This window comes from Laspinema palackyanum D2c (assembly GCF_025370875.1).
GTDB lineage: Bacteria > Cyanobacteriota > Cyanobacteriia > Cyanobacteriales > Laspinemataceae > Laspinema > Laspinema palackyanum.
Genome location: NZ_JAMXFD010000001.1, coordinates 373,040 through 388,391 on the forward strand (window position 1 = coordinate 373,040; position 15,352 = coordinate 388,391).

The following is a 15,352-nucleotide window of genomic DNA, read 5'->3' on the forward strand; positions in this document are numbered from 1 at the left end:
TCCTAGATGGCAATATATGCTTCAATTTACAGCCTACAAGAAATCGAGCATCTCTCTCAAGTCAGGGATTGATGACCCTACAAGAAAATTAACCGGAGAGAATGGGGGTAACAACGAGTGGGTTGGGGTTTATTCTTGGTTTTTGGCTTCTTGAATTGCAGCAGCAATCCGTTCGCCAAATTCCGGGTCGATATTAGCCAGAGAAAGCATTTGTAAATACTCTTGTTTCGTCAATCCCGCTTGGGCGATCGCCTTGATTGAGGCGCTTTCAATTTCCCGTTCGATGCGTTGCGACTCTAGGGAAGTCGGTGCCGAGAGCAATTCTTGTTCTCGGCCCTCAATTTGACGCAAGACTTGTAAATAAGCCCGGACAAACTGAGAAACCTTCGCCGAGGGGATCGTGTTGGTATCAAGGGTTGGGCGATTGGGAGTCGCCTCGGATGCGCGGTCCGGGACGGTTAAGGGATCGGGAGCAGTTTCCGAGGCGATCGCGCCTCCGATTCCCCCGAACCATAAGGTGATCACTATTCCTAAAAGAACTATGAATTGCGGGAATTTTTGGGATATGAATTGCGGGAATTGATGCTGGATGAAATTTTTGATTTTTGGAGTCATGGTTTAGGTGATTTTAGGACAATTTTTGGGATAATTCATGGGTTGACAATCCCGGAGTCTAAATAGCTTCCCATACTTTAGGGATGGGGAGGATGGGGAGGTGGGGGAGGATGGGGATGATGGGGAGGATGGGGAGGATGGAGGGATAACGCCTGAAGGCGTTACTACGAACTGGGGATAACGCCTGAAGTCGGGATGTTGAACATCTCCCCCATCTCCCCCACCTCCCCCACCTCCCACCTGCCTCCAGATGACTAAAAGACAAATTAAGCGTAAAATCCATGAGATTTGAGACAGATTTCCGATAGAATCAGTACAATATAGGTAGATATACAGAGATAGGAAATGCTTATGACTGGCGGGGACTCTCAGACCCATGTAACCCTTTCGGAGCGAGAGCTACAGGTCATTGAACTGGTAGCATCTGGTTTGACCAATCAGGATATAGCAGAATCGCTAGAAATTAGCAAGAGGACGGTGGATAACCATATCAGCAATATTCTGAACAAAACCAAAACCGCGAACCGCGTGGCATTAGTCAGATGGGCCTTACAGTCGGGTAAGGTGTGCATCGATGATGTGAATTGCTGTACCTTACCGCAATTAAGCGACGAAGAACCGGAACCACAACCTGTTTATGAACGTATTGAAGACAGTCCAGAGATTGAGGACCTAGGGTAAGCAGTCATTAAAGATGGAAGAGTTAAAAACTCAGGGAACCGAAGACAATTCGGTGCAATATGAAATCCCAGGATTGCCATTAACGGTGTATCGAGAATTGGCAGCGCATCTGCGGCAGGTTCAAGGGGTAGAAGTTGAACTGATTCCCCAAACTGCCGCAGTGTTTAATTATTTTGACAGCCAAATCGCTGGACTATCAATCCAGTATGGACCGGATGCGGAACCGATCGCACCTCAACGGGTGGAACAAATCCTAGGATATTACCGCGATCGCCATCGTCGGAATTCCTAGGATATTTTGGGTCATAGAATCACCAACACGGGTTGATTTTATCTGGGAAATAGCAGCAATCGAAAACGAAGCAATGGGCGCAATTCAAGCATTACGAGGAACCCGAGACATCCTGCCAGCAGAGGTAGGTTATTGGCAAAAAGTAGAAGCCGTTGTCCGAGAAATCCTCGGCAAAGCCAGCTATCGAGAAATTCGGACGCCAATCTTTGAACTGACATCCCTATTTGAACGGGGAATTGGGGAAGCGACGGATGTCGTGGGTAAGGAAATGTACAGTTTCCAGAGTCGGGGAAAAAAACCCTACTCCATGACCCTGCGTCCCGAAGGCACTGCCGGAGTGGTTCGTGCCTATATTGAGCAGAAACTGCACGCCTCCGGGGGGGTGCAGCGGTTGTGGTACACCGGACCGATGTTCCGCTATGAACGACCCCAGGCGGGACGGCAGCGCCAATTTCATCAAATCGGGGTGGAAGTTCTCGGCAGTGCGGACCCTCGTGCCGATGTGGAGGCGATCGCGATCGCCACGGATATCCTGCAAACCTTGGGACTGAAAAACCTGCACCTGGACCTCAATTCCGTTGGGAATAGCGAAGACAGACAACGCTATCGAGAGGCTTTAATTGCCTATCTCACCCCTTATCAAGCCGAATTAGACCCAGATTCCCAGGACCGACTCACCCGTAATCCCCTGCGAATTTTAGATAGTAAAGACAAACGGACTGGAGAAATTGTCCAAGATGCGCCGAAGCTGGGAGACTATCTCTGCGACGAATCAAAACGGCACTTTGAGCGCGTCCAGAACCTGTTAACCCAATTAGGAATTCCCTATCAATTGAATCATCGCTTGGTAAGGGGATTAGATTATTATAGTCACACGGCTTTTGAAATCATTTCCGATGATTTAGGGGCACAAGCAACCGTCTGTGGCGGGGGACGATATGATAATTTGGTCAGCCAATTGGGGGGACCGGAAACTCCGGCTGTGGGTTGGGCGATCGGCTTAGAACGGTTAATTATTCTACTGCAAGAACTGGATACCCTTCCCCAAAGTCCCTTAGATTTTTATGTGGTTTCCCGGGGGGAACAGGCGGAAGAGAATGCCTTAGTCTTAGCCCAAAAACTGCGTCATGCCGGATTTAGCGCCGAAGTGGATTTAAGCGGCAGTGCCTTTGGCAAACAGTTCAAACGAGGCGATCGGTCTGGTGCCGCTGCCTGCTTAATTTTAGGGGATGAAGAAGCCCAGAATCAAACTGTCCAAATCAAATGGTTAGCAACCGGAGAACAGAAAGCAATATCTCAATCCGACCTCTTAGCCAACCCCGACGAACTCCGCCAACAATTACAAACCACCCATCCCCAACAATTGCCATAAGTTCGTAGTAACGACTTCAGTCGTTCTCTTCTATCTGTTAAAACTAACAGATTACACAGATTACACAGAGATTTTATCTGTGTTAATCTGTGTAATCTGTGGTTTATTAAGTGAATGGCATTCTGAATATGAAGGGAATTCATTATGAAATCCTAAGATATCCAAAAATCAAGGATTGATTAATCCAAGATTATCTTATTTATAAAACCTGCTTCTCAGATTGGGAATACCTAAATCTTAGGGTCAATTTCTGAGGCTTTATCGGTATTTTCCGAAATTGGGATTCGTAAATTTAAAACAATGACTAATTGATTACTTTGAATATTTATATTAGTGATATTTACCATGCTTTTATCCGGCAGTAAGTTATCGACAGCGAAGGATTCTCCTGAGTTAGTTTTATAGCCTGCTTCTTCCAACCACTCTGTAATATTCCTCCAATTTTCGACTTTACCATTAGTTTTACTAACTAAACCTTTCACATACCGATACAAAGTAGCACAAAGGTCTGTTTCCACACCCTTGGCATTCTTTCCTAACCGTTGTGCTATTTCACCCGGACTACAACCACAGAGCAATCCTCTTAGATGTAGCTTTTCGACTGGAGTCAGTCGCTTCCCCTTCGCTGATGCCAAATCAGTGTACAGCGCATCTAAGTCCCAGTGCTTTCCTGCCTCAATAAACTGTTCGTCAGTAGGTAACATTTGGTGGCTCCTCTGAATTCCTGATGGAATCTTAGCATAATTCCTGATGTAACTCAGGAAAATGTAGCCTTCTTCGCCACCGGGCCCTTAAATATTGCTGCTTAACAGGAAACATCTCCGCACCGTTGTACTATTTCTGGGGTAGGCCCCTTTCCCCTCGCTGATGCCAAATCGGTGTACAGCGCATCTAAGTCCCAGTGCGTTCCTGCATCCGGAAACTGTTCGTCAGCCGGTAACATTGGGTGGCCCATCTGAATTCCTGATGTAACACTAGCAAAATTCCTGATGTAAACCAGGAAAGCATTAATTAAAAACCGCTTATTCTAGAGTAGAGGAAAACCTCTAAAAGAGGGTAACAATGAGAGTCAATACAGACAATAGACACCAGATTAAGACCCGGGAAAGTAATCTTGATCTGCCTATAACCAAGCCAGACTAACTTCTTGAAATTTCATTCGGAAGTAAAGCCAATTACCCGACCTCAACAAGGTGAGTTGAAGGCTATACCTACTTCAAGATTTATCAATTTTCCCTGACTTTCTTTAGATTTTGTGTGCTTATGTCAATTCGTATTGACAAAAAATTAAACCCCGTGGTGAATCAATGAGGATCTTAAGTTATGACTAAGAAGACGTATCGAGATAAAAACTGCGATCTAGATGTCTTAAATAAACAGATCGAATCCTGGTTCTCAGACCAAGGATATGAAGTTCAAGGGAATAAAACTGCAGGGTCTTGGTATCTACAGGCTCAGAAAACAGAAGGCTGGAGAAAAGCAGTCGGAGCATCTAGAGCTTTTACAATTTTGATTGAGGGGCAGCCCAACGACTTCTCTGTTGAACTCGGAACCGGAGAATGGGCAAGCAACTTAGTGGCGGGTGGAGTAGCTGCGGTACTCACTGGAGGTGTAAGTATTATTGGGAGCGGTTTGGCAACTGGATGGGCTAAAAAGATAGAAGGGGATATTTGGAAGTTTATAGACGAACAGATTATTTTTAAAGCCAAAGTGAAATCCGAGCGAGAACTTACTCTATTAAAAGAGCAAGAATCTATGCAAGACAAGCTCAAGCAGCTACAGGATGCTTTCGACCAGGGTTTTATTGATGAAGTAGCTTATCAAGCCAAAAAACAGGAAATTGAACATAAAGCTCAGGATAATCTCAAAAATACTGAGTTAAATGAGAAACTGATAAAGCTTAAAAATGCTTTGGATTCGGGAATTTTAAGTTCCGAGGAATATGAAAATAAAAAAGCGGAATTAATTTCTCAATCTTCTCATGCAGAATTAGACAATAAGCTGTCTCAAATTCGAGCGGCTTTAGCCTCTGGAATTTTAAATCAAGAGGAGTTCGATATCAAAGCATCGCAAATTCAAAAAGAGATTGCTTTTGCTGAAAAACTTAAGCAATTAGAGAATGCTAAAAATGCTGGAGTTATCACAGTAGAAGAATTTGAGAAAAAGAAAGCCGCGTTACTTTCTTAAAAAGTGCAGATTCCATCTCGGAAATTAAGATAAGGGGGTAAAGCTATGTCATGCAATCTCTCCAGCTTTACCCCGCATCATCAATAAAATGAGCCAAAATGAATAGATTAAGGCAATGCTATTATTTCATCACTTAGAACTACTTCCCGTTATCATAGGACAACTTTCAACCTGTACCAGTCCTGACCCCACACAAATGGCTGCTATAGTCGCTTTAATAGGAGGAGTTTTCCTTTTTGGTGGTGCTGGTATTATAGCTATGTCGGCTGTTGCCACTATAATGGTACAACAAATCCTTGCGGGGGCTTCACTGATGGCGATCGCTGCTGCGATCGCCACAGATATGCAGACCACAGGGATGTCTTTAACTATTCTTTCCGGAATAGTCACAGAAATTAAAATGATATTGGGCTGCTAAGTTATGTGATAATTTTAAGCAAAAATTTCAACCAGACGGACAGCAAAAATGCTACATCCTCACGCAATTTATGTCGAGAGTTGTAACAACTTAGGCTTTTAAAAAATAGGACATATTGTCGGGATTTGGTAAATTAGGTAGCCTTGTCTAGGACCTCGTAGCCAACCCTGGCGAACTGCGCCAACAATTACCACCCACCACTCCCCAACAATTACTTGATGTTCAACCGAGGTAAAAAAACCACAGATTACACCGATTTTCCCAGAGATTTTATCTGTGTTAATCCGTGTAATCTGTGGTTCTTCCTCTAAAAATTATTTCTCAATCGGTTGAAATTCTTTATGGGGATAGGTTTTAACTGGGAACTGGAAGATGGCAAAAATGGCCTTCATGGTAAAGATAAACATGGATACGGTTCCCAAGGCGAACACAATATCCCCGGGTATCCTTAGCCAGACGGTCCATCGCATCCAGGGGGAACCGATGACTTCGGCACTTCGGGCGTACCAGGTTCCGTATTCTACGGATTGGGCGAGTTGATAGAATCCGTTGGGTATTAAGCCAAAGATTAGCATCATGACTAATCCGATATTAATGGCCCAAAATGCGAATTTAATCCAGCGATCGTCCCAAGCGTCATCCGGGACGAACTCGCGTAAGGCAAACAGCATCAGGGCGATCGCCAAGCAGCCATAGACCCCAAATAAGGCGGCGTGAGCATGAATCGGGGTGGTATTGATTCCTTGGGAATAATACAGGACAATCGGTGGATTAATCAAGAATCCAAACACCCCTGCACCGATTAGGTTCCAGATACAAGTGGCGATGAAAAATCGCAAGGGCCAGCGATAAAATCCTTCGGCTTCTTTGGACAATTTTAAGGTTTTTAAAATTTCAAAGCCTATCAGGGTTAGGGGTACGACTTCTAAGGCGGAAAAGACGGACCCGATCGCCGCAATAAAAGAGGGAGTTCCAGAAAAGTAAAGGTGATGCAAGGTTCCAATCACACCACTGCCTAAATAAAGCAGGGTGGTCAAATAGGTGGCACGCAGGGCCGATGACCGCCGTAAAAAGCCTAATTCACTACATAAATAGGCAATCACCACCGTGGCAAACACCTCGAAAAATCCTTCAACCCAAAGATGAATTACCCACCATCGCCAATATTCGGCAATACTCAAGGGCGTGTGATTAGTGTACATCAATCCCACGGAATAAAACAGGGGAATGGTGATGGCGCTATACAGGAAAAAGTGACTCAATCCAGTCGGGCTTTTTTCCTTTTGTAAAGCGGGTTTAAATCCGCGATACAGTAACCACAGCCAGAATATCATCGCGACAATCAGCAGGATTTGCCAGACTCGCCCGAGTTCAATATATTCATAGCCTTGATGTCCCCACAAGAAGCTATTTTTGACACTGAATAGCCCTTGCACTGCTGACCAAGACCCGATGAGGGAACCGACAACGACGACGGTTAATGCCCCCAATAAGATGCTATTGCCGAGGGCTTGTCCTTTCGGTTCATAGCCACTAAATCGCGGTGCAAAATAGAGTCCAGCGGCTAACCAACAGGTGGCAATCCAGAAAATTGCCAGTTGTAAATGCCAGGTTCGGGTGGCGGCATAAGGGAGATAGAGGTTGAGAGGAATGCCATAAAATCCTTCCCCTTCTACGGCATAATGGGCAGTAAACATTCCCATCATGATTTGTACGAGAAACAGTGCCATTGCTACGCCAAAAAATAGCGAGGTAACTTTTTGGCTGGGGGTGGGAATTCGCACGGCGGGACGGGCGGGTACGGGCAATACTTCGTCGTCATCTTCTTTTAAATAGATGAATAGAAAAATTCCCATTCCGGCAATTAAAATGATGACGGAAACGATGGACCATATCAGAAATTGGGCCGGGGGTTGGTTGCCAATTAAATCATCATGCGGCCAATTTGCGGTATAGGAAAAGGGTGCATTCGGACGATTGGCGGATGCTGCCCAAGAGGTCCAGGCAAAGAACGCGGTGACGTCGTGAATTTGACTATCATCTTTAAACCAACCGGAGGGGATGGAGTGAATTGCTGACCCTTTGGCTAGGAGTTCATGATAGTCTTTAAAAACCTCTTTAAGTCCTTGACTTTGAGCGTCAGTTAAGAGGAGTTCTTGGGTTTCGGGACTATACCGATTGGTTTTAAATTGTTCACTGACTCGCGCTTGCAAACTGGCGCGTTCGGGGGCGGGTAATGCTTCTAAATCCTTTTGAGAAAAGCTAGGATTGTTGTTGTATAATATGCCAGCGGTGGCTAATCCCCAGCGATGTAAGACATCAGCGGTCCAGTCCGGGGCGAGGTAGCTACCATGTCCCCAGATGCTGCCGATATCTTGTCCTCCGCGAGAGAGGTAGATTTCCTGTCCGGATTGGATGTTAGCTTGGGTGACGAGGATTTCTTGATTGGGCGATCGCACGATGTCGGGAACGGGTGGGGCATTTTTGGAAATGACCGCCCCCGCCCACAGTAATACACTAAAGGCAATGATACAAATCAGGGCTAACCAGGCGGGTAAGGTGAGTTGTCGCCTGACCGGACTGATTGCACCTTTGGCATCTAATAGGGTTGAATCTGCCATTGCAATATTTCCCCCAATTTATCGATGGATTATTTTCAACTAGCTCGATGGTAGCGAATTTAACTGGAAATTGACAGGTTTATAAAAGTTTATATTTTGATTAGGTACTTTGGGGCTAGAATTTGATGATTTCTACCCATTTGGTGTTGACAAGTTGCAGAAAACTGTCAATAAATGTAAGAATTTATGGGCGGAGGGAGAAAATCAATTCATACTTTATTTGGGTTGGGTATGAAGTGCAGAAGAGATGCAGGCCGATGATTGTATAGTTTAGGGGGTGGGATATAATCCCCCGTTGCTTGGTGCAACGGGGGATAACGACTGAAGTCGTTACTACGAACTGAAGAAACGACTGAAGTCGTTACTACGAACTGAAGAAACGACTGAAGTCGTTACTACGAACTGAAGAAACGACAGAAGGCGTTACTACGAACTGAAGAAACGACTGAAGTCGTTACTACGAACTGAAGAAACGACTGAAGGCGTTACTACGAACATTCAAGGTTAGAGAACGCCTTTAGAACTGGGGATGGTGGTGGCGCGACGGGGGTCGATTTCGGTTGCCATGCGGAGACTGCGGGCGAAGGCTTTGAAGGTGGCTTCGATGATGTGATGGGAATTAATGCCGTCGAGTTGGCGGATGTGTAGGGTCATTTGGGCGTGATTGACGATCGCCACGAAGAATTCCCGGACTAATTGGGTGTCATACGTTCCCACTCGTTGGGTGGGAATGTCTAAGCCATAGCTTAAGTGAGGGCGACCGGAAAAGTCTAAGGCAACTTGAATCAAGGCTTCATCCAGGGGGGCGACAAAGTGACCAAACCGGATGATGCCTTTGCGATCGCCCAGGGCTTTACCCAAGGCTTGACCTAATGTAATCCCCACATCTTCATTGGTATGATGGTCGTCAATTTCTATATCCCCGGTAGCTTTTACCTCCAGATCAATCAAGCCGTGAGAGGCGATTTGATGTAACATATGGTCAAGAAACGGTACACCTGTAGCAGCAGTACAGTGTCCTTGACCATCGAGATTAATCGTCACATGAACATCGGTTTCCCCGGTGGTGCGTCGGACGGTGGACATCCGGGGGAGTTGGCCTAAATTTTGTTCGGAGTCAGCTTTTGGGGTAGTTTCGGAAGAGGAAGTTGGGCTAATACTTGTCTGCATAATTGGCTTGGGTGGCGATCGCAAAAATAGTCTTAATCTTGATCTTATCTTGTCGGTGGGGAAACCTTGAAAAATTAAAATTATAGATGGCTTGAATCATGGAGAAGAGATCTCCCCAAACCCCCCCTTAAAAAGAGGGGCTTTTGGGAATTGAAGCCAGAGTTTTAATCCGTAAATTCTCTATTTTTCAGGGATTACATTCCCATGATGCAGTAGCCGGAATCGACGTAGATGATTTGACCCGTGATGCCGCTGGATAAGTCGCTACAGAGGAATGCAGCGGTATTGCCGACTTCAGTTTGGGTGACGGTCCGGCGCAGAGGGGCCATTTCTTCTACATGGTGGATCATGTCTAGGATGCCACCGACGGCAGAAGAGGCGAGGGTGCGGATGGGACCGGCAGAGATGCCGTTGACGCGGACATTTTGGGGTCCCATTTCAGCAGCAAGATAGCGGACATTCATTTCTAAGGCAGCTTTGGCAATCCCCATGACGTTGTAATTGGGGATAACGCGGACGCCACCGAGGTAGGTGAGGGTGACGATGCTGCCGCCTTGGGTCATTAGGGGTTTGGCGGCAGCAGCGAGGGAAACCAGGGAGTAGGAACTAATATCCAAGGCGCGGGTAAAGCCTTCGCGGGAGGTGTTGCTAAAGTCTCCGGAGAGTTCATCTTTACCGGCAAAGGCGAGGCAGTGGATCAGGATGTCGATTTTGTCCCAAGTTTCGCGGATGGTGTCGAAGGTGGCTTGAATTTGGGCGTCATCCTGGACATTGCAGGGGACGAACAAACTGGGGTTGAGGGGTTCGACTAATTCTTTGACTTTTTTTTCTTGACGGCCCTTTTCATCCGGGAGATAGGTGATGCCGAGATTGGCCCCAGCTTTGTGGAGTTGTTGGGCGATACCCCAAGCGATGGAACGGTTGTTAGCAATTCCGGTGACTAAGGCGTTTTTTCCTGTTAAATCTAGCATGGAGGGTTTATTCTAGTAAAAATTACTCAGGAGCACGGGTTGGGCTCCAGGGTGAGGCTGGGGGGATCTCAGAGTCCTCTCCACAGGAGGAGTCGCCCCTGATGGCAGTTGACCGGCTACGGTTGCAGCCTGGAAATGAGGCCAGAGGATGGACTCGTTCGAGTCTACCGTCCTGGGTCTGTTCCCTAATTTGATTGAATCACAACAGGGGACTCTGAAACGCGGGGATTCGCCGATCGCAATTCTGAGGAGGTGACCCCTCTTTGGAAATCGCAGATGAGAAGATTTTTATCCAGGGATTAGCCAACTGGGGGCAATTCTGTATCCCCAAGCACAAAAAAACCGCGAATCGTCCGTTTAAGTAATGTAAAGTACAAAAGTCAGAGAACTCTAACAAGAGCGGGTCGGTAATGACAATAAACCGTTAGCAAGTTATCAAAAAAGAAGATACGACATGACAACTAGAAGGAACGGATATGGTAATGACCCAAGATAGACCGCTAGCCGCAGTATTCCGTCAGATGGGAAGTGGATCGTTTCCCCCAGTGGTGGAGAATTACGAGCGAGGAAAGACCATCTTTTTCCCTGGGGATCCCGCTGAACGGGTTTATTTTTTACTCAAAGGTGCCGTTAAGCTGTCCCGAGTCTATGAAGCGGGAGAAGAAATTACCGTGGCCCTGCTGCGGGAAAATAGTGTATTTGGGGTACTCTCCCTGATTACGGGCCATCGTTCGGACCGCTTTTATCATGCCGTTGCCTTTACCCCAGTCGAGTTGCTTTCGGTCCCGATCGACCAGGTGGAAAAGGCTCTCAAGGAAGATCCTGAGTTGTCAATGTTGATGTTGCGCGGCCTATCTTCCCGGATTTTACAAACGGAAATGATGATTGAAACCTTGGCCCACCGGGATATGGGATCGCGGTTGGTGAGTTTTCTGCTGATTCTGTGTCGGGATTTTGGGGTGCCGACTGCGGAGGGGATTACGATTGATTTAAAGTTGTCCCATCAGGCGATCGCCGAAGCCATTGGCTCAACTCGCGTCACAGTCACCCGTTTACTCGGGGATCTGCGCTGTGAACAGATGATCTCGATTCATAAAAAGAAAATCACCGTTCATAACCCGGTGGCGTTGAGTCAGCAATTTACTTGATTTGAACAAAACAAAGGTCAACCTTAACAGCATAGGGTTCAGAAAATCAGGGGATCGGGGATCGGGGTGAGAATGAGTTCAGTCTTCCGTTGATTTTCTGCCCTGGGGGGATGGTCACTGGATACCCTTGGCTTGAAGTTGTTTGTCCCAAAACCGAGGTAATCAGGGGACGGGTAAGGAAAGAAAGGGCGATCGCCTCGGGATCGGGAACCGATGATCTGGGCATCGGGTGTGAGAGGTTGAGTCCATGCAGGCATTCAGCGAAAAAAGGGGAGAATACTGCTATCAGGATCGGCATTTGGATCTGTTATAGTGCAAAAGAGCGGAGCTTTGCCGGAGGTCCTAGCAGAGTGTTTTAGCTCCGAAAGTTTTTGTCTTGGCTAGATCTGGACGGAGTTGAATAAGTAGTGATGACGAGCGCATACGTCCTGATACTGGCTGTCTTAGTCTTGGGGGGGTTGCTCGCCACCCTGGGCGATCGCCTCGGCACTAAAGTCGGTAAGGCCCGGTTGAGTCTGTTTGGTTTGCGCCCACGACAAACCGCTACGGTGGTCACCATTGTAACCGGATTAATGATTGCTGCCTCCACCTTGAGTATCCTATTTGCCACGAGTAAATCGTTGCGAATCGGTGTGTTTCAACTGGATGAAAAACTCAAAGAATTGCGAGAAGCTCAGAAGGAACTCGTGGCAGTGGTGACGCAGAAACAGCAGGTGGAAGCTGAACTCAACCAAGCCCGAGAACAGCAGGAGGTGGCGCAACAACAATTAAATGAGATTGATCGCTCATTGCAAGGGGCGCTCCAAAAACAAGCGCTGACTGAGGCTCAACTGAATCAGACTCAGGGCGAACTGACTCAAACTCAGACCCAACTCAGCGGCATTCAAACCGATTTTCAGAAAGCTAGAACCGAGCTGAGTGTGATTGAAGGGAAATTCGATGGCGCTCAAACTCAGCTTGAGGAAGTCTCCCAACAGGCGCAGAAGTTGCGGGATGATATTGCCACCCTGCAATTGGAACGCAAGGAGTTGATTGAACAGGGGGAGCGCGTTAGAGCGACGATTGTCCAACGGGATCGGGAACTGGCTCTCAAACAGGCTGAGATTGAGGAGCAAAGGCAGGAAGCAGCACAGCAACGGCAGTTGCTCACGGAACAGAAAAGCCAACTGGATGAGCAAATTCGCCAACTGGCGCAACAGCAGCAGCAAATCGCTGTTCAAGAAGGGGACATAGCCGAGCAACAGGCGCAAATGGCGGCACAGGCGGCAGAAATTGCCGAGCAAAAGCAGGCGATCGCAACTCAGGAACAGGAGTTACGGGAACAGGAGGAGGAAATCGCCAGCCAGGAGATGGAGATTGCCCAACAACAGCAGGCGATCGCCCTACAGGAGGAGGAAATCGCCCAGCGCGATCGCCAGATTTCTGAGCAGGAAATGGCAATCTCGGAACAGCGCACTTTGTTGAAACAGTTAGGCACTCAACAAGCATTTCTCCAAGGGGAAGTTCAAAGTCTGGAACGGGATTTTCAACTGTTGCGGGAAGGAACAGTTGCCATTCGCCGGAATCAGGTGTTAGCTTCCGGGGTCCTGCGGGTCCTGCGCCCAGAAACTGCTCCCGAAGCGACGAAGCAATTGTTAACGGAAGCAAATTTGGCGGCGATCGCCTTGATTCGTCCGGGAACAACTCAACGGAATGAATGGGCGATCGCGATTACAGAGACGGAACTGGAGCAACTGATTGGTCAGATTGATGATGGTCAAGATTATGTGGTCAGAATTCTCTCCGCTGCCAATTATTTGTTAGGGGAACGGCAGGTAAATGTGTTTGCCGATGCAGTACCTAATCAGGTGGTTTTCAACGAAGGTGAACTGGTGGCAACGACTTCGGTTCGCCCCGATGAAATGAGTGAAGATGAGATTAAAGAACAATTGAATTTATTGTTAGCAGCAGCGAACTTTAGAGCAAGGCGATCGGGGATTTTAACCGATGCGATTCAAGTGGGAGATGGTCGTCTGGCGGCTTTGATGGAATTTATAAAGCAGCTTCCCGACAATAATGAACCGGGCATCATTCAAGCAATTTCTGCTGGTCCAACCTATACCTCGGGTCCACTGACTTTAGAATTTACGGTGGTTCACCAGGGAAAAGTTGTGTTTCGCACAGATTAGGGGAATCGGGTTAGCTTTTGCCGGTTTGGTTCAGGGTTAATCTGAATTAAGGCCAAGGAATAATAGCTGGAGTCATTGCCAGATTAGTTTCCAGTGATAGGGATAATTTAAAAGGAAAAGAAGCAATGGGTAACCCTCAAACAGACCGAGTAATTTTGGGCTTCGATCCGGGCCGGTTAAAGTGTGGAATTGCCGTGATGAATAGCCGGGGCAAACTGTTGGTCCATGAAGTGGTTCCGGCAGAAGAGGCGATCGCGGTGATTGAATCTTTTTTTCAACAATTTGGGGTTGACCTGCTGGTGATTGGCGATCGCACCACCTCGAAAAAGTGGCAAGAACATATTACCGAATCCCTGTCTATCCCGTTACCCATTGTGCAAGTGGATGAGCGCTACAGCACCTTAGAGGCGCGCGATCGCTATTGGGAAATGTATCCGCCTCGGGGATTGACAAGACTAATTCCCCAAGGAATGCGCCAACCTCCCAGGGCGATCGATGATATCGTGGCCATTCTCTTAATTGAGCGATATTTAGCTACCTTACCCGGTTGAAAATTCATCCCTCAACCCAAGGCAACACCGCTACAACTGCGCTCGAATGGTGAAAGAATAGTCTCCCCCGGGTTCGAGTTGATAATCGCATTTTTCTAAAAACCGTCCCAAGGGTTCTTGAATTAAAGCGCGTCCTTGGGAGGGTTCGATCGCCAATTTACCCACACGAAAACACCAGCGGAAACTCCAACTAAAATCTCCGGCACTGACTTCCCCTTCTAGGGTGCCCCGTTGCCAAGACTGATTCAGCACTCGAACATGGGCAGTCGTTCTAGGGACTCGCTTCCTACTCACGGCTTTGTTCCGACCACACTGCGACTATTGTAAAGACTCATGGCTTTTTCGCAGCCTTCCTTGAGACTGAGTTCGATCGCATCCCGAACCAAGTACATCACCTCCGATACCACAGGTTTCTCATCCGGGGTAAACTTCCCCAACACATGAGAAATCGTATCGGTTTCCGCTTTCCCATCCCCGGGTTTGCCGATCCCCACCCGTAACCGGGGGAAGTCCTGGGTACTTAAATGGGCGATCGTGGATTTGATGCCATTGTGACCCCCAGCGGAACCAGAAAGGCGCATCCGCAACCGTCCCACCGGCAAATCCATATCATCATAAATCGTCAGAACCGATTGGGGGGGCAGTTTATACCAATCCGTCACAGCGCGAATCGCTTGTCCGGACCGATTCATATAGGTAAGGGGCTTGAGTAGATAAATTTTATTGCCTTTTGGCCCTCGACCCTCGCCAAATAGCCCCTGAAAACGGCGGTTTTCTGCGAGGGAAATTTGCCAGGACCGGGCGAGCATATCGACGGCAGCGAACCCGATATTATGGCGGGTTTCATGGTATTTGGCTTCTGGATTTCCCAATCCAACAATCAGTTGAGGAATCACCAGAGGAACAGATGTCTCGCTTGCTGTCATGGCAGTTTTGAAGTCAGGTGTTAAGGTTTTGGGTTGAGATTGTCGGGGTGGTTGCTGATTTGTTCATGCCGCCTCACCTAGACTGGGATGGCACCCTGCGGGAGATAGGGGGAGGCATGAAACGAGGAATCCCGCCAAGGTAGGGGCTTGGGCTGGATTCGCCCCCTTCCTTCGTGGGATAATTTTAAGATTGGCAATGGAGCATGACAAGGGACAAGAAGCTGAGTTTCTA

General features: G+C 47.5%; 16 protein-coding genes. 8 read left to right on the top strand and 8 right to left on the bottom strand.

Going from position 1 to position 15,352, the window contains the following annotated elements; all coding sequences use genetic code 11:
• Positions 1–129: 129 nt before the first annotated feature.
• Entirely contained in the window at positions 130–525 is a 396-nt protein-coding gene (locus NG795_RS01655) for a DUF4168 domain-containing protein (RefSeq protein WP_367286930.1), read from the bottom strand.
• 441 nt (positions 526–966) lie between these two features.
• Here NG795_RS01655 and pedR point away from each other — a divergent pair, with 441 nt between their 5' ends.
• The 3 genes from pedR (at position 967) to hisS (ending at position 2,960) form a co-directional block, all read left to right on the top strand.
• Positions 967–1,296 (top strand): photosynthetic electron transport-dependent transcriptional regulator PedR, encoded by a 330-nt coding sequence (gene pedR / locus NG795_RS01660; protein ID WP_367287146.1) that lies wholly within the window; start codon positions 967–969, stop codon positions 1,294–1,296.
• Between the two features lie 13 nt (positions 1,297–1,309).
• Complete coding sequence (locus tag NG795_RS01665; protein WP_367286931.1) at positions 1,310–1,588, top strand: acyltransferase; 279 nt, start codon at positions 1,310–1,312, stop codon at positions 1,586–1,588.
• A gap of 73 nt (positions 1,589–1,661) precedes the next feature.
• Positions 1,662–2,960, top strand: coding sequence for a histidine--tRNA ligase (gene hisS, locus NG795_RS01670; protein WP_367286932.1), 1,299 nt, complete (start codon positions 1,662–1,664; stop codon positions 2,958–2,960).
• Positions 2,961–3,190: 230 nt separating this feature from the next.
• Here the strand turns inward: hisS and NG795_RS01675 are convergent, their stop codons facing one another.
• Together NG795_RS01675 and NG795_RS01680 are read right to left on the bottom strand one after the other, a co-directional pair.
• Positions 3,191–3,664, bottom strand: coding sequence for a helix-turn-helix domain-containing protein (locus NG795_RS01675; RefSeq protein ID WP_367286933.1), 474 nt, complete (start codon positions 3,662–3,664; stop codon positions 3,191–3,193).
• A 101-nt stretch (positions 3,665–3,765) separates the two neighbouring features.
• Positions 3,766–3,915, bottom strand: a complete 150-nt coding sequence (locus NG795_RS01680) for a hypothetical protein (protein WP_367286934.1) — start codon at positions 3,913–3,915, stop codon at positions 3,766–3,768.
• A gap of 368 nt (positions 3,916–4,283) precedes the next feature.
• Between NG795_RS01680 and NG795_RS01685 the strand changes: the two genes are divergently transcribed.
• Positions 4,284–5,147 carry an SHOCT domain-containing protein gene (locus tag NG795_RS01685; protein WP_367286935.1) on the top strand — a complete coding sequence of 288 codons (864 nt, stop codon included), beginning with the start codon at positions 4,284–4,286 and terminating at the stop codon, positions 5,145–5,147.
• Between the two features lie 259 nt (positions 5,148–5,406).
• A complete protein-coding gene (locus NG795_RS01690) occupies positions 5,407–5,565 on the top strand; it encodes a hypothetical protein (protein WP_367286936.1) in 159 nt (52 codons plus the stop codon).
• Between the two features lie 314 nt (positions 5,566–5,879).
• On the opposite strand, the gene NG795_RS01695 is transcribed toward NG795_RS01690, so the two are convergent.
• The 3 genes from NG795_RS01695 to fabI all read right to left on the bottom strand — a co-directional run bounded on the left by NG795_RS01695 (position 5,880) and on the right by fabI (position 10,327).
• A complete protein-coding gene (locus NG795_RS01695) occupies positions 5,880–8,186 on the bottom strand; it encodes a nitric-oxide reductase large subunit (RefSeq protein WP_367286937.1) in 2,307 nt (768 codons plus the stop codon).
• Positions 8,187–8,690: 504 nt separating this feature from the next.
• Entirely contained in the window at positions 8,691–9,356 is a 666-nt protein-coding gene (gene hisB, locus NG795_RS01700) for an imidazoleglycerol-phosphate dehydratase HisB (protein WP_367286938.1), read from the bottom strand.
• Between the two features lie 194 nt (positions 9,357–9,550).
• The gene (gene fabI, locus NG795_RS01705; RefSeq protein WP_367286939.1) at positions 9,551–10,327 is read right to left on the bottom strand and encodes an enoyl-ACP reductase FabI; all 777 of its coding nucleotides are present in this window, start codon (positions 10,325–10,327) and stop codon (positions 9,551–9,553) included.
• 482 nt (positions 10,328–10,809) lie between these two features.
• Between fabI and ntcA the strand changes: the two genes are divergently transcribed.
• From ntcA to NG795_RS01720, 3 genes are all read left to right on the top strand, one after another.
• Positions 10,810–11,475 (top strand): global nitrogen regulator NtcA, encoded by a 666-nt coding sequence (ntcA, locus tag NG795_RS01710; RefSeq protein WP_436836017.1) that lies wholly within the window; start codon positions 10,810–10,812, stop codon positions 11,473–11,475.
• A 410-nt stretch (positions 11,476–11,885) separates the two neighbouring features.
• On the top strand, positions 11,886–13,643 hold the full coding sequence (locus tag NG795_RS01715) for a DUF3084 family protein (RefSeq protein ID WP_367287147.1): 1,758 nt from the start codon (positions 11,886–11,888) through the stop codon (positions 13,641–13,643).
• 125 nt (positions 13,644–13,768) lie between these two features.
• Positions 13,769–14,194 carry a pre-16S rRNA-processing nuclease YqgF gene (locus NG795_RS01720; protein WP_367286941.1) on the top strand — a complete coding sequence of 142 codons (426 nt, stop codon included), beginning with the start codon at positions 13,769–13,771 and terminating at the stop codon, positions 14,192–14,194.
• A gap of 30 nt (positions 14,195–14,224) precedes the next feature.
• On the opposite strand, the gene NG795_RS01725 is transcribed toward NG795_RS01720, so the two are convergent.
• Entirely contained in the window at positions 14,225–14,488 is a 264-nt protein-coding gene (locus NG795_RS01725) for a DUF3146 family protein (RefSeq protein WP_015150867.1), read from the bottom strand.
• Positions 14,485–15,120: an aminoacyl-tRNA hydrolase gene (gene pth / locus NG795_RS01730; RefSeq protein ID WP_261208346.1), complete on the bottom strand. Its 636-nt coding sequence runs from the start codon at positions 15,118–15,120 to the stop codon at positions 14,485–14,487. The genes NG795_RS01725 and pth overlap by 4 nt, the downstream gene beginning before the upstream one ends.
• Positions 15,121–15,352 lie beyond the last annotated feature (232 nt).